General features: G+C 71.5%; 15 protein-coding genes. 7 read left to right on the top strand and 8 right to left on the bottom strand.

The genetic code is table 11. The features are described 5' to 3' along the window. Window positions 1–81 precede the first annotated feature (81 nt). Entirely contained in the window at window positions 82–1,071 is a 990-nt protein-coding gene (locus ACFW1A_RS03450; protein WP_380403362.1) for an alpha/beta fold hydrolase, read from the bottom strand. A 143-nt stretch (window positions 1,072–1,214) separates the two neighbouring features. Between ACFW1A_RS03450 and ACFW1A_RS03445 the strand changes: the two genes are divergently transcribed. The 3 genes from ACFW1A_RS03445 (at window position 1,215) to ACFW1A_RS03435 (ending at window position 4,871) form a co-directional block, all read left to right on the top strand. After that, window positions 1,215–1,823, top strand: coding sequence for a helix-turn-helix domain-containing protein (locus ACFW1A_RS03445; protein WP_380403359.1), 609 nt, complete (start codon window positions 1,215–1,217; stop codon window positions 1,821–1,823). Window positions 1,824–2,046: 223 nt separating this feature from the next. Further along, complete coding sequence (locus ACFW1A_RS03440; protein ID WP_380403356.1) at window positions 2,047–2,532, top strand: hypothetical protein; 486 nt, start codon at window positions 2,047–2,049, stop codon at window positions 2,530–2,532. Window positions 2,533–2,642: 110 nt separating this feature from the next. Beyond that, a complete protein-coding gene (locus ACFW1A_RS03435) occupies window positions 2,643–4,871 on the top strand; it encodes a tetratricopeptide repeat protein (protein WP_380403354.1) in 2,229 nt (742 codons plus the stop codon). A 271-nt stretch (window positions 4,872–5,142) separates the two neighbouring features. Here ACFW1A_RS03435 and ACFW1A_RS03430 read toward each other — a convergent pair whose 3' ends face one another. The 3 genes from ACFW1A_RS03430 to ACFW1A_RS03420 are packed head-to-tail and all read right to left on the bottom strand — an operon-like array spanning window position 5,143 to window position 8,008. Continuing rightward, entirely contained in the window at window positions 5,143–6,381 is a 1,239-nt protein-coding gene (locus tag ACFW1A_RS03430; protein ID WP_380403351.1) for an MFS transporter, read from the bottom strand. An 8-nt stretch (window positions 6,382–6,389) separates the two neighbouring features. Next, window positions 6,390–7,763: an FAD-dependent oxidoreductase gene (locus tag ACFW1A_RS03425; protein WP_380403348.1), complete on the bottom strand. Its 1,374-nt coding sequence runs from the start codon at window positions 7,761–7,763 to the stop codon at window positions 6,390–6,392. Between the two features lie 56 nt (window positions 7,764–7,819). Next, window positions 7,820–8,008 carry a hypothetical protein gene (locus ACFW1A_RS03420; protein ID WP_380403345.1) on the bottom strand — a complete coding sequence of 63 codons (189 nt, stop codon included), beginning with the start codon at window positions 8,006–8,008 and terminating at the stop codon, window positions 7,820–7,822. A gap of 126 nt (window positions 8,009–8,134) precedes the next feature. Between ACFW1A_RS03420 and ACFW1A_RS03415 the strand changes: the two genes are divergently transcribed. Continuing rightward, entirely contained in the window at window positions 8,135–8,494 is a 360-nt protein-coding gene (locus tag ACFW1A_RS03415; protein WP_380403342.1) for a metalloregulator ArsR/SmtB family transcription factor, read from the top strand. Window positions 8,495–8,672: 178 nt separating this feature from the next. Here ACFW1A_RS03415 and ACFW1A_RS03410 read toward each other — a convergent pair whose 3' ends face one another. The 4 genes from ACFW1A_RS03410 to ACFW1A_RS03395 form a co-directional block, all read right to left on the bottom strand. Then, window positions 8,673–9,113 carry a DinB family protein gene (locus ACFW1A_RS03410; RefSeq protein WP_380403339.1) on the bottom strand — a complete coding sequence of 147 codons (441 nt, stop codon included), beginning with the start codon at window positions 9,111–9,113 and terminating at the stop codon, window positions 8,673–8,675. Between the two features lie 118 nt (window positions 9,114–9,231). Then, window positions 9,232–10,275 (bottom strand): ArsO family NAD(P)H-dependent flavin-containing monooxygenase, encoded by a 1,044-nt coding sequence (locus ACFW1A_RS03405; protein ID WP_380403334.1) that lies wholly within the window; start codon window positions 10,273–10,275, stop codon window positions 9,232–9,234. Further along, on the bottom strand, window positions 10,272–11,006 hold the full coding sequence (locus ACFW1A_RS03400) for an aquaporin (protein WP_380403405.1): 735 nt from the start codon (window positions 11,004–11,006) through the stop codon (window positions 10,272–10,274). Before ACFW1A_RS03400 ends, ACFW1A_RS03405 begins: the two co-directional genes overlap by 4 nt. Window positions 11,007–11,095: 89 nt before the next feature. Then, window positions 11,096–11,407, bottom strand: coding sequence for an ArsR/SmtB family transcription factor (locus ACFW1A_RS03395; RefSeq protein WP_380403329.1), 312 nt, complete (start codon window positions 11,405–11,407; stop codon window positions 11,096–11,098). A 119-nt stretch (window positions 11,408–11,526) separates the two neighbouring features. Here ACFW1A_RS03395 and ACFW1A_RS03390 point away from each other — a divergent pair, with 119 nt between their 5' ends. The 3 genes from ACFW1A_RS03390 to ACFW1A_RS03380 all read left to right on the top strand — a co-directional run bounded on the left by ACFW1A_RS03390 (window position 11,527) and on the right by ACFW1A_RS03380 (window position 12,690). Further along, complete coding sequence (locus ACFW1A_RS03390) at window positions 11,527–11,943, top strand: arsenate reductase ArsC (RefSeq protein WP_380403323.1); 417 nt, start codon at window positions 11,527–11,529, stop codon at window positions 11,941–11,943. A 4-nt stretch (window positions 11,944–11,947) separates the two neighbouring features. Beyond that, window positions 11,948–12,076: a hypothetical protein gene (locus ACFW1A_RS03385; RefSeq protein WP_380403320.1), complete on the top strand. Its 129-nt coding sequence runs from the start codon at window positions 11,948–11,950 to the stop codon at window positions 12,074–12,076. An 89-nt stretch (window positions 12,077–12,165) separates the two neighbouring features. Next, window positions 12,166–12,690, top strand: a complete 525-nt coding sequence (locus ACFW1A_RS03380) for a GNAT family N-acetyltransferase (protein ID WP_380403317.1) — start codon at window positions 12,166–12,168, stop codon at window positions 12,688–12,690. The last annotated feature ends 138 nt before the right edge of the window (window positions 12,691–12,828 follow it).

Below are 12,828 nucleotides of genomic sequence, written 5' to 3'. Positions count from 1 at the left end.
GGTACCAAGGTGGCGAATCGCTTCTGCGCCGAGGGCACCGCGGAACCGCAGATCCGCTCTGGTGCCGGCACACCCGCCGGTTCAACCCTGGAGAGAGGCGAGCCAGGCGATCAGCAGTCGGTTGACCTCCTCGGGGCGCTCCTGCTGGATCCAGTGCCCGCAGCCGTCCAGGATGTGGGTGGCGGCCAGGGCGGGGAGGGTGGTCGGGAACGCGTCGATCGCGTCGGCCATCCAGGTCGTCGAAGCGTCCAGGGCGCCGCCGATGAACAGGGACGGCTGCTCGATCGGGGCCCCGCGGTACTGGGCGAGGTCCGCCCAGTCGCGGTCCATGCAGCGGTAGCGGTTGAGCGCCCCGGTCATCCCGGTGCGCTCGAACTCCCCGGCGTACACGTCGAGGTCGTCCTCGGTGAGCCAGGCGGGCAGCATGCCGGCGGGGAAGCGGTCGCGCAGCCGGCCACCGGTTCGGGCCACGAAGTGCGGGTCGGGCTCGCCCGGGGCGGGCATCGTGTCGGCGGACATGGCCGCGTAGAAGCCCGCGAGCCAGCCCCGCAGGTCGGGCTCCATCTCTGCCTCGGCCCGGCCGGGCTCCTGGAAGTACGAGACGTAGAACTCCTGGTCACCGCCCATCCGCGCGAAGACGTCGGTGGGGCGGGGACCGCCCGGCGGGGCGTAAGGGACGCTCAGCAGTCCGACGGCACGGAAGACTTCGGGATGGAGCAGGGCGGAGGCCGCCGCGATGTTCGCACCCCAGTCGTGCCCGACGACCACCGCACGCTCCTCACCCAGGGCGCGCACCAGGGCGACGTTGTCCGCCACCAGGTCGAGCATCCGGTACGCCTCCGTCGCGGCCGGCCTGGAGGAGCGGCCGTACCCGCGCACGTCGAGCGCCACGGCCCGGTACCCCGCCGCCGCGAGGGCCGGGAGTTGGCGGCGCCAGGAGTACCAGGACTCGGGAAAGCCGTGGACGAGCAGGACCAGCGGTCCGACCCCCTGCTCGACCAGGTGCAGACGCCCACCGGGTGCCTCGATGGTGCGGTGGCGCAGGTCGGTGGACAGCGCGGGCTGGTGCATCGCTTCTCCTCGGTTCGCGGGCGGCCCCGGTTGCCCACCGATCATGCGGCGCGGCGGCCGCGCGACGCGAGGACCCTTGCCATTCTGGCAAACTGGCAGGACAGGGCGGTGTAGGCGGCACGGTCGGAGGGAGCGGGACAACAGTGACGGACGACGGCACGGCCGACACGCTGGCGGCCATGGGACCCCGGCTGCGGACCGCGCGCGAGCGGCACGGCGCCACGCTCACCGCCGTCAGCCGCGCGACCGGCATCTCGCCCAGCACGCTGTCCCGGATCGAGACGGGCCGGCGCAAGCCGACCCTGGAGGTACTGCTGCAGCTCGCGAAGGCGTACGACGTCTCCCTGGACGAACTGGCCGGCACCGCCCCCGTCGCGCCGGCCGGACCGCGCCCCCCGGTGCCGCAGCGTTCCGGCAACGACAAGGCGGTACTCCCGCTGACCCGGTACGTCGGGGGCCTGCACGCCCACAAGCACGTCCTGCCCGCCATCGACGCACCACCGATGCGGCCGCGTCAGGTGTCCCACGACGGATACGAATGGCTGTGCGTCCTGTACGGGCGCCTGTGGCTGGCACTCGGCGACCAGGACCTCGTGCTGACCGCCGGGGACGTGGCCGAGTTCGACACCCGCACCGCCCACGGACTCGCGAACGCCGGCCCCGGCGGACCGGTCGAATACCTGATCATGTTCGGCCCACAGGGCGAGCGCCTACGACCGCGCACCCCGGCCACCGGCGGCTGGGCCCGGTAGGGCGGAGGCGGCCGGGGCGACGGCTCGGTGATCGGGCCGTGTCCGGTGTCACGAACAATGGCCGCTTCCACGCTCGCCGGACTGCCCAGGCGGCTGCCGGCTGAGCCCGTCTCGCTGCCCGGTGAGGCGTTTCACAGCTGGGTTGCCACTCTGGCGGGGGTTCTTGAGCCGAGCTTGGCACCGGTACTGTCTGACGCACAGTCACTATTGTTGGGGGTGTGGGGTGACGGGGATCGAGATTGCGGTGCGGTACGAGTTCGCCTACCTGGTCCGCAAGGCCCAGCGGGTGGGCGGACGCGCGGACCAGGAGGTCGAACGGGGCCTGGATGCGGGCATGGACCGCCTCCACGACCTGGTGACCGCCAAGCTCGGCCGCGATCCGGCGCTGGAGCGCGCCGCGCAGGAGGCCGAGACGGGGCAAGGCGATCCCAGCGAGCGCACCCGGCGCCGCCTGATCGACTCCCTGGAGGACGCCGCCGAGCACGACCCCGGCTTCGCCCGGGCCTTGACCGACCTGGTCGAGCAGTTGCAGGCGGCCCAGAAGACCGCCGGCGTGGGCGGGGTGTCGGCGTCCACCGGCGGCACGGCGGTCGGCGGGAGTGTGTCGATCACGGCAGAGGGCGGTTCGGCCGCCGCGTTCACGATGGGCGACGTGAGTCTCGGGGTTCCTGCGGTCGACCCTACCCGGCCGGGCCCGGACCAGAGCTGACCGAGCCCGGTACCACCTTCTCCGCGCCGGACACCGCCGGTATTCACATCAGTGCGCGGGGGCAGTCGATCGCAGCCGGTCACATCGAGCACGCCCACGCCCCGGGGTCGGTGGATGCCTCGGGCGAGCGGTCGATCGCCTTCCATACGGGAGGTGCCCCGTTCCTCGGGGTCGCCAGCACCGGGGACTACGCCACGATCGTGCACCTGCCGCCCGGCGAGTTGCGTCCACCCGCGCAGGTGGACGCCCCACCGGGTATCGACAACCTGCCCTTCCGCGTCGGCCGGTTCGTCGGACGTGCCGGTGAGCTGGAGCGCCTGGACGCGGCCCTCACGGCCCCGGGCCGGGGGGCCGTGCTCGTGGTCGACGGGCTGGGCGGGGTCGGCAAGAGCACCCTGGCCGCGCACTGGGCCGCCACCCGCTCCCACGGCCTCACTCCGGTCCGGTGGATCACCGCCGACAGCCCCGCCACCGTCCAGCGGGGTCTGGCCAAGCTCGCCACCACCCTGCAGCCCGCCCTGGACGAGGTCCTGACGCAGGAGCAGCTGGCCGAACGTGCACTGCAGTGGCTGGCCACCCACACCGGCTGGCTGCTGATCCTCGACAACGTCAACAACCTTGCCGACATCGCCCCGCTGCTGGCCCGTGCCTCCACCGGGCGGGTCCTGATCACCAGCCGCCTCACCGTCTGGCCCGCCGGCACCACCGTCGTGCGCCTGGACGTCCTCACCCCCGCCGAATCCATCGGCCTGCTCACCCGCTCCGCCACCCGCACCGACCCCGGGCGGGACATGGACCGGGCCGAGCACCTGTGCGAGGAACTCGGACACCTGCCGCTGGCCGTCAACCAGGCCGGGGCCTATATCGCCGAGGCCGACATCACGCCACGCGCCTACCTGGAACTGCTCGCCGACTACCCCGCCGACATGTACCGGGAAGAGGGGTCGGGCGAGTTGGACGAAGGCGGGCGGACCATCGCGCGGATCTGGCGGATCACCCTGGAGCGCCTCACCGACACCCCGTTGGCCGGACAGGTCCTGCGGACCATTGCCTGGTACGCGCCCGACGGCATCCCCCGCACCCTCCTCGCCCCTCTCGACAATCCACCCGCCGTCCACCGGGCTGTCATGCGACTGGCCGCCTACAGCATGATCACCGTCAGTTGCGGCACCCTGAGAGTGCACCGGCTGGTCCAGGCCGTCTCCCGCACCCCCGACCCCACCGACCCCCACTGCACCCCCGACCTCATCGACCAAGCCCGCCAGAACGCCACCACCGCCCTGTGCATCGCCCTTCCCCAGACCTGGGAGACCCCCGACACCTGGCCCGTCTGGCGCACTCTGCTTCCCCACATCGACGCCTTGGCCTGCCACACCGACCCCGCTACCGACACCGACACCACCGCGGCAGTCCTCAATGTGGCCGGTCGCTTCCTCGACGAGCAAGGCCAGAACACCCGCGCCCTCGAACACCTCCAACGGGCGGTGGCCGGCGCGGTGCGGGTGCTGGGCGAGGACCACCTCGCCACCCTCACCGCGCGCAACAACCTCGCCGGCGCCCACGAGTCGGTGGGGGACCTGGCCCGGGCCATCCCCCTGTACGAGCAGACCCTGGCCGACATGGTGCGGATGCTGGGCGAGGACCACCCGGCCACCCTGACCACCCGTAACAACCTCGCCAGCGCCTACGAGTCGGCGGGGGACCTGGCCCGGGCCATCCCCCTGTACGAGCAGACCCTGACCGACCGGGTTCGAGTGCTCGGCGAGGACCACCCCCACACCCTCACCACCCGCAACAACCTCGCCTACGCCTACGAGTCGGTGGGGGACCTGGCCCGGGCCGTCCCCTTGTGCGAGCAGACCCTGGCCGACATGGTGCGGGTACTGGGCGAAGACCACCCCCACACCCTCACTACCCGGCACAACCTGGCCGGCTGGCGGGGGCAGGCGGGGGATCCGGCCGGGGCCGTCGCCGCGTACGAGGCGGTACTGGCCGACCGGAAGCGGGTGCTGGGCGAGGACCACCCCGACACCCTCACCACCCGCTTCCTACTCGCCGAGTGGCGGGGAAAGGCAGGGGACGCGGCTGGGGCCGTCGCCGCGTACGAGGCGGTACTGGCCGACCGGAAGCGGGTGCTGGGCCCCGACCACCCCGACACCCTGACCACCCGTGGCAACCTCGCGTGGTGGCTGCGAGAGGCCGGGCACCGGCGGGAAGCGATGGACATCACCGCTGCCCTGCTGACGGACCGGGCGCGGGTTCTCGGGGAGAACCATCCCGATACTGTGCGGGCCCGGAACAATCTTGAGCGGTGGCAAGCGGAGGCAGAGGACAGCTGACCGTGAGCTCGCTCCGCTTTGACGGACACCATCGGTGTGGTGGTCAGGCCCGAGCACGGTCTCGTACTCGGCGGGACTTCGGTAGCCGAGACTGCTGTGCAACCTGCTTATGTTCTACCAGGCTTCGAGTTTTCCACAAGCACAACCCATCCGGAGGCGGCCCTTCGAGGGCTGCAGCCTGGCTACGTCGACGCCCGGATGACTCCCTGACAGGTGATTGCAACGGATTCCGGCAGCTGGCCGCTGACACTCTGACCAGGAAGTCAGCTCATCAGCTGGCGCATTTCCTACCTTCCCCATGCTCCCGCCGAACGCTCCCCGGCGAGATGGCTGCCGCCATGAAGGAGAGAACCGCCAAGGCGGCGAACAGCTTCGGATAGCCGCCCAGTTGGCCAGCGAGTGCCGCTCCACCCCACGGTGCGAGCGCGCCCGCGATGGTGACAGGGGCGCCGAGCAGTCCGTTGAGCCTGCCGTACGCTGCGGGGCCCCACCGGTCGGTGACGGCGGTGGCCTGCAGCAGGGTGATGTTGCCGCGGACCGTGCCTGCGAGAATGGCGATTGCGATCAGCAACGGGACCGGGCCGGGGGTGACGGCCAGAAGCCCCGTGGTGACCCCGCCGGCGGTGATGAGTGCGGCGGTGCGGATCCGGACCGAGGTACGGCGGGCCCAACTGCTGTAGAGCGTGCGCCCGATGGTCTGTCCCAAGCCTCCGAGCCCGAGTGCCCAGGCGGCTGCGGCGGGGCTGGCGCCGCGCCCGACGAGCAGGGGAACGAGGCCGAAGACCACGCCGTAGAGGGCGAACGATGACAGCGTCAGCGCAGTCGCGAGCAGGAGGAAGGGGCGGAAGCGGCCGATGGACGGCCCTCCTGCCCCCGTTTTCGCCATGGGTGGAGGTGCCGCCAACCACGGACCGCGAAGGGCGAGCGCGTGGGCCGGGATAGTGACTGCAGCCAGCACCGCCGCGAGCGCGAGGTAGGTGCCACGCCAGCTGAGGTGTTCGACCAGGTACGCGGTCAGGGGCGCGAAGAGCGTGCTGGCGAGTCCCCCGGCAAGCGTCAGTGTCGTGAGAGCTCGGACGCGATCCGGCCCGTACCAGCGGGTGAGGGCAGCGAACGCGGGCTGGTAGAAGGTCGAGGCCATGGCGGCGCCGGCCAAGAACCAGGCGACGAAGAAGACCGGGAGGCTCGGCGCGAGCGCGACGCCGCCCACCGCGACCACACCGAGCGCCGAGCCCGCCGTCATCACGAGCCGGGGACCGTGTCGATCCAGGACACGCCCGACCGGTATCCCCGTGAGAGCGGAGACGAGCAGCGCCACCGTGAACGCGGCGGTGGTCGCGCCGGCCGACCAACCGGTTGCGGCGGTGATGTGCGGGGCGAGGACGGGGAAGGCGTAATAGAGGACGCCCCACCCGGTGATCTGAGTCGCGCACAGCGCGGGCAGCGCGGCGCGGGGCCGCGACCGGTCCCCCGTTCCGGTCGCGGCCCCGCTGGTCTGAGAGGTGGTCACCCTGTGGCTCAGCAACCGCCGGAGGGGACGGAGGCTCCGGAGCCGATGGTGAGGAGCTGGGTCGCGGGAGCCGAGCAGCAACCGCCGCTCCCGGACTTGGTGGCCTCCGGCTCGTCGAAGAGACCGGCGCCGCCGCACACCCCGGTCTCGGGGAGAGTGAGCTCGACGCGCTCGGCAGCCTCGTGGTCGCCGGCGAGTGCAGCGACGACCGAGCGGACCTGCTCGTAGCCGGTCATGGCGAGGAACGTCGGGGCGCGGCCGTAGCTCTTCATGCCGACAAGGTAGACGTCCGGCTCGGCGGGGTGGGCCAGTTCGGCCGCGCCGTGAGGGTAGACGGTGCCGCAGGAGTGCTGGTTGGGGTCGATGAGGGGCGCGAGTTTGAGCGGGGCCTGAAGACGCTCGTCGAGGGTGAGCCGCAGCTCGGAGGACCAGGAGTGGTCGGGCCGGAAACCGGTCAGGCCGATGATCTCGTCCAGGTTGCCGATCCGGGCGCCGTCGGCGGCGACGAGCACCAACCGGCCGCCGTCGCGCTCGACTGCCTCGGTGCGAAAGCCCTGGACGACCTCGATGTGGCCGGCGGCTACGGCCTGCTTGGCCCGCTCGCCGAGGGCACCGCGGGCAGGGAGCTGGTCGGCGGAACCACCACCGAACGCGTTGCCGACGCTGCCGCGCCGCAGGACCCACACCGCGCTGGTGCCGGGCTCGGCCTTGGCGAGTTCGGCGAGCGTGACGAGTGCGGTCAGCGCGGAGTGACCGGAGCCGACGACCGCGGTGCGGCGGTGTGCGTGCCGAGAACGGGTGACGGGGTCCGCGGTGTCGGGGACGGCGTAGGAGATGCGGTCAGCCAGCGCGCGCTCACGGACGGCGGGCAGCCCGTCACTGCCGAGCGGGTTGGGGGTGGCGAAGGTGCCGGAGGCGTCGATGATCGCGGCAGCGAGCAGCCGCTCTTCGGTGCCGTCGGCTGCGCGGGTGTGCACGGTGAGGGGCTGCTCGGCACGGCCTGAGTCGACGACTCGGTCGCGACCGCGCCGAGCGGCGCCGATCACTGTGGTGCGGTACTGGACACGCTGCCCGAGGGCGTCGGCGAGCGGCTGCAGGTACAGCTCGACCCACTCGGCCCCGGTCGGGTAGCGCTGCGGATCGGGGCTCTGCCAACCGGTGGGCGCGAGCAGACGGGCTGCAGCCGGGTCGACCAGCTCGGACCACGCGGAGAACAGCCGGACGTGCCCCCAGGCCCGCACCGAGGTCGCTGCCGACGGACCGGCTTCCAGGACCAGCGGTTCGAGGCCGCGTTCGAGCAGCTCAGCAGCGGCAGCCAGGCCGGTCGGTCCGGCTCCGACCACGACGACTGGCAGGGGCTCGGCGGGGGTGTTCTCACTCATCACGGTTCTCCGGGCGGTGCAGTGGCTGATAGGACTCGGGCGAGGTGGGTGGGCTGTCAGCAGCAGGCGGAGCCGGCGGCCACGGCTTCGCGCTTGGCGGCGGACCCGCAGCAGCTCTGGGAGTCCTCCGCTTCCTGGGCCGTTCCGCAGCACGGCGTGATCCCGGCGGTGGGGCTCTCGGTGGTGGCGGCCGGACCGCAACAGGCGGCGGGCTCCTCGGTCACGGGGGTGGTCGGCTCGCTCATGGCTGTCTCCCTCTGGTCGGGATGTGCGCCGGCCAACGGGCTGGAAGGAACCCTCCGCCCGCTGATTCGACGCTTGTCGATATGGCCGAGCTTGCCGCTTGCATCGACAGATGTCAACATAGACGCATGTCGAATCTGGAGACCCTGGAGCTGCCGCTCATCGCGGGCGACGTCACACCGTGCTGCCCGCCGGTGACCTCGGCCGCGCTCTCCGAAGCGGACTCGGTGCGGATGGCGACGATGTTCAAGGCGCTCGCCGACCCGGTGCGCCTCCGTCTCTTCTCCCGGATCGCCTCCCACCCGGCCGGCGAGGCCTGCGTCTGCGACATCCAGGACGTCGGGGTGTCCCAGCCGACGGTGAGCCACCACCTGAAGAAGCTACGCGACGCCGGCCTGCTGACCTCGGAACGGCGCGGCACGTGGGTGTACTACAGGGTCGGACCGGCAGCGCTCCCCGCGATGGCCCGACTGCTCACGACGGGGTGAGTACGCCCAATCGCAAACCCGCCCCCAGAGCGCCTCAAGAACTCGCCCGCTGACCGTGATACGAGCGGCGGGCGCATCATTCGTCGTCGAGCGTGAGCTGGCAGCGATGGAAGTCGAAGTGCTGGGTCGGGTAGTGATAGAGGTCGCCCAAAGTCATGAAATCCGTGAAGAACGGGTCCTACCGGACGGGATAGTGCATGCCGAGCGCAAGGTTCGCCTCGCTCTCGCCTTCCAGCTGTTTGTGCAGGCTCGCGATGACACGGTCTGCCTTCGCCCCCATCCGCCGGTGTCCGTACAGGTACACGGCCACGCACGGTCCCAGATAGTTGATGACGTCGAACGGCCGGGTCGCTGCGTTCAACAACCGCGCATACGCCCTGCTCACGCCGGATGGGAGGCGCCCGAAGACGCGCGCCAGGACGAGCAACGATCGGACGACCATGTAGCCGAAGAGCATGTGGAACAGCAGCTGTTCGTTCGTCCAGCGAGTGCCGAGCGTGGGCCTGCTCAAATCGTCCTCGTCGGCAGATGCGAGCAGATCATGGAACGTTCTGCGGGCCCGTTCCAACTCGCCGTGGACGATCTGTCGGTTCATGGGCTCTGCGTCGACCATGGCCACCAGCGCTCCCTCGGCCCCTGCCACTGCCCCGGAGTTCATCCTGGCGTAAGACGCCAGGAAGCGTGAGCAGCGGCACAAGCGGCAAGGGTAGGCGTCGGACCTGAGGCACCAGCTGAGCTCAGACCAGCCGAAGCTTGATCTCCTGGACCGCAGTACGGGCGGTACGGCCGACGCCGATCAGCGTGGCGGATGCGGGACCGGTCCAGTCGCCGTAGCCGAGCAGGTGAATCCGCTCGTCCTCGACCGCCCGGGTGCCCTCCATCGGGACGCGCCCGCCTGGCTGGCGCAACCCCAGGGGCGCCAAGGCTGCGAGGTCGGGGCGGAAGCCCGTGCACCAGATGACGGCGTCGCAGTCCCAGGTGCTGCCGTCTTCCCAGGCCGGACCTTCCGCGGTGAGGTGGCGGAACATCGGGTGCGCGATGAGGAGTCCGGCGTCGCGGGCTACCCGGACCGGGGCCACCGCCACGATGTCGCCGAGCGAGCCGGGACCACCCCCGTCGCCCTGCACCCGCCGGGTGGCGAGGTCGAACAGCGCCCGGCCGTCGATCTCGTCCGGCAGGTAGCGCGGCGGGCGCTGGGTGACCCAGCGGACGGTGGCGTGCGGTACCAGGTCCGCCGCGATCTGCGCGCCCGAGTTCCCGCCCCCGACCACCACGACCCGCTGGCCGACGAACTTCGCCGCGCCGCGGTAGCCGTGGGTGTGGAGCTGACGACCCGTGAACTCGGCCAGCCCGGGGACGGCGGGGATGAAGGGGCGGTTCCAGGATCCGGTCGCCATGATGAGCGCGCGGCTGGTCCAGTCGCCGTCGTCGGTGCGGGCCACCAGGCCCTCCCCCTCGGACTCGACGGCCCCGACACGAACCGATCGTCGGACACCCAGTTCGTACCGCTTCTCGTAGTCAGTGAGGTACGCCGCGACGTGCGGGGCGTCCGGGTACTCCTCCCCCCTCTGATGCGGCATCGGCCGCCCCGGCAGCGAGGAGAAGGTGGCCGGCGAGAAGAGCCGCAGCGTGTCCCAGTACTCCTGCCAGGCGCCGCCAGGCGCCGTCGCGGCATCCAGGATGGCGAAGTCGAGCCCGGCACGGCGCAGGTAGAACCCGGCCGCTAGTCCTGCCTGTCCCCCACCAACCACGAGCACGTCGGCGTGCCGCGCAGCAGTCATCGTGCGGCTGCCCGGCGACGACCGAAGACCAGCGCGACCAGGGCGAGCCCGACCACCCCGCCCACCAGCTGCATGCCCACGAACCCGGCCAGCGAGCTGGGCGCGATCCCGGCGAAGGTGTCGGTGAACGCGCGGCCAATGGTGACCGCAGGGTTGGCGAAGGAGGTGGAGGAGGTGAACCAGTAGGCGGCGCCGATGTAGGAGGCGACGGCGATCGGGGCGAACCGCAGGTGATCGGTCTTCGCGAGCCCGAAGATCAGCAGCACCAGCCCGGCCGTGGCCACCACCTCGCCGAGCAGCAGGTGCCCGGCCGAGCGGTCGTGGGTGGACCAAGCCACCAGCCGCTCGCCGAACATGGCGTTCGCCAGCACCGAGCCGCCGATCGCCCCGGCGATCTGCGCGGGCACATAGGCGGCCACCTCGCGCCCGCCCAGCCCCTTCGGGTCGCGGCGCCCGGTCCACCACTCGGCCAGGGTGACCACGGGGTTGAAGTGCGCGCCGGAGACGGGGCCGAGCAGCAGGATCAGCACGCCGAGCCCGAAGACGGTGGCCAGCGAGTTGGCCAACAGCTGCAGGCCGACATCATGGGTCAGTTCAGTGGCCTGGATCCCGGAGCCGACGACGACCGCGACGAGCGCTGCGGTACCCAGGAACTCGGCCCCCACCCGGTTGAGCAGCGGCACCCGCGGCGCCTCTACGGCCAGCGGCTCGGCAACGCCGGCAGCACTCATGGCGGTGGAGCCGGCGGAGGAAGCGGGTACGGTCTCGGTGGTGCTCACGGGTGGCTCCTGGTGCAGGGGTGGAACGAACGGGAAGCCGGTCAGCAGGACCGTTTGCGGTCCTGCTCCGCCGCCTCGCGGGCAGCGGCCGCCAGCCCGGCGAACTCCGCCGCCACGGCCTCCAGGGCCTCGGGGCGGAGCTTGTAGTAGGTGAAGCGGCCGCAGGGCTCGGTTTCCACGAGACCGGCGTCCCGCAGGGTCTTCAGGTGGTTGGAGAGGTTGGTCTGCTTGGCTCCGGTCTCCTCGACCAGGTGCGTCGTGCACAGTGCCTCGCGGGCAAGGAGAGTGATGATCCGCATGCGCAGCGGGTCGCCCAGCACCCTCATTACATCACTATCGACTGACATCACCATGGAATGATACGTTAGCCGGTGTCGAGGGACTTGCCAAACCCTCAGGCAGCCAAGCCCGTGGACCGTTCGGCCCACACCGCGCCGTTCCCTGCCCCCGTGGCTCCGCCGGAGGAAGAACCATGTCCAGCACCACCGCGTCCGTCCTCTTCGTCTGCATCCACAACGCCGGACGCTCCCAGATGGCGGCCGGCTTCCTGCGCCACCTCGCGGGCGACCGCGTGGAGGTCCGCTCCGCCGGCTCGATCCCCGGCGACCAGGTCAACCCCGCAGCTGTGGCAGCGATGGCCGAGCTGGGCATCGACATCTCCGACCAGACCCCGAAGGTCCTCACCACCGAGGCTGTCGAGGCCTCCGACTACGTGATCACCATGGGCTGCGGCGACGCCTGCCCGTACTTCCCGGGCAAGACCTACCTGGACTGGAAGCTGGACGACCCGGCCGGCCAGGGCGTCGAGGCCGTGCGCCCGATCCGCGACGAGATCAAGGGCCTGATCGAGGGCCTGATCGCCGAGATCGACGCGAAGCGGGAGGCCTGACGAGGTGACCGACACCGACGTGCGCGAGGTCGTCGGTGTCGGCTCGAGCCCTGGCGGGTGCGCCGCCGCGCTCCACGCCGAGCGGCACCTCGCCGCGCCGGCCGACCGCGAGGCCGCCGCCGTCGCGGCCTGATCGGCCCGTCCCGCGCCGATGTTCTATCGTTGATCGTCGATGAATGCTGGCAGCCGGCGCTCAGCGCCTCGTACGGATGGTGGTCGCCCATGACCTCGGAGCTGACGACGTCGACCAGCACGCTGCTGGTGGTGGCGATGGCCGCGGAGCACGCCGCCGAGGTGCTGAGGATCTATCAGGCCGGGATCGACGAGGGCAACGCGACCTTCGAGACCACTGCGCCGGACTGGTCGGCCTTCGACGCGGGCAAGCTGGCCGACCACCGCCGGGTCGCCCTCGACCCGGTCGACCGGAGCGTGCTCGGCTGGGTGGCCGCGTCGGCGGTCTCCAGCAGGTGCGTGTACGCCGGTGTCGTCGAGCACTCCGTCTACGTCGCGCCCGAGGCTCGTGGTCGCGGGGTCGGCGGGGCACTGCTGGACGCGCTGATCACCTCGACGGAGGCGGCCGGGATCTGGACCGTGCAGTCGGGGATCTTCCCCGAGAACGCCGCGAGCCTGGCGCTGCACGCCGGTCGGGGCTTCCGGGTGATCGGCACGCGCGAACGTGTCGCCCAGCAGCAGGGCGTCTGGCGGGACGTCCTGCTGCTGGAGCGACGCAGCTCCGTCGTCGGCTGACCGACAACGGAGCTGTCCGGGGCCCCGGAACACCCCCCCGGGCGCGGGCCCCGCCGCCACCAGGGCGGGGGTGGCGGCCGAAAAGACCCATGGGACCATAAGGGCCCAAAAACAGACCCCACATCCGGGGCAGCACCA

It is taken from the genome of Kitasatospora sp. NPDC058965, from assembly GCF_042741245.1.
Taxonomy (GTDB): Bacteria; Actinomycetota; Actinomycetes; order Streptomycetales; family Streptomycetaceae; genus Kitasatospora.
Note: the sequence above shows the minus strand (reverse complement) of the source record. Positions and strands in the feature narration are given on the sequence as shown.

Excerpts from the sequence above, each read along its gene's own strand:
- ACFW1A_RS03450 (WP_380403362.1), bottom strand. The coding sequence starts at position 1,071 with ATGCACCAGCCCGCGCTGTCCACCGACCTGCGCCACCGCACCATCGAG.
- ACFW1A_RS03425 (WP_380403348.1), bottom strand. The coding sequence starts at position 7,763 with ATGAGTGAGAACACCCCCGCCGAGCCCCTGCCAGTCGTCGTGGTCGGA.
- ACFW1A_RS03420 (WP_380403345.1), bottom strand. The coding sequence starts at position 8,008 with ATGAGCGAGCCGACCACCCCCGTGACCGAGGAGCCCGCCGCCTGTTGC.
- ACFW1A_RS03415 (WP_380403342.1), top strand. The coding sequence starts at position 8,135 with ATGTCGAATCTGGAGACCCTGGAGCTGCCGCTCATCGCGGGCGACGTC.
- ACFW1A_RS03405 (WP_380403334.1), bottom strand. The coding sequence starts at position 10,275 with ATGACTGCTGCGCGGCACGCCGACGTGCTCGTGGTTGGTGGGGGACAG.
- ACFW1A_RS03400 (WP_380403405.1), bottom strand. The coding sequence starts at position 11,006 with ATGAGTGCTGCCGGCGTTGCCGAGCCGCTGGCCGTAGAGGCGCCGCGG.
- ACFW1A_RS03395 (WP_380403329.1), bottom strand. The coding sequence starts at position 11,407 with ATGGTGATGTCAGTCGATAGTGATGTAATGAGGGTGCTGGGCGACCCG.
- ACFW1A_RS03390 (WP_380403323.1), top strand. The coding sequence starts at position 11,527 with ATGTCCAGCACCACCGCGTCCGTCCTCTTCGTCTGCATCCACAACGCC.
- ACFW1A_RS03380 (WP_380403317.1), top strand. The coding sequence starts at position 12,166 with ATGACCTCGGAGCTGACGACGTCGACCAGCACGCTGCTGGTGGTGGCG.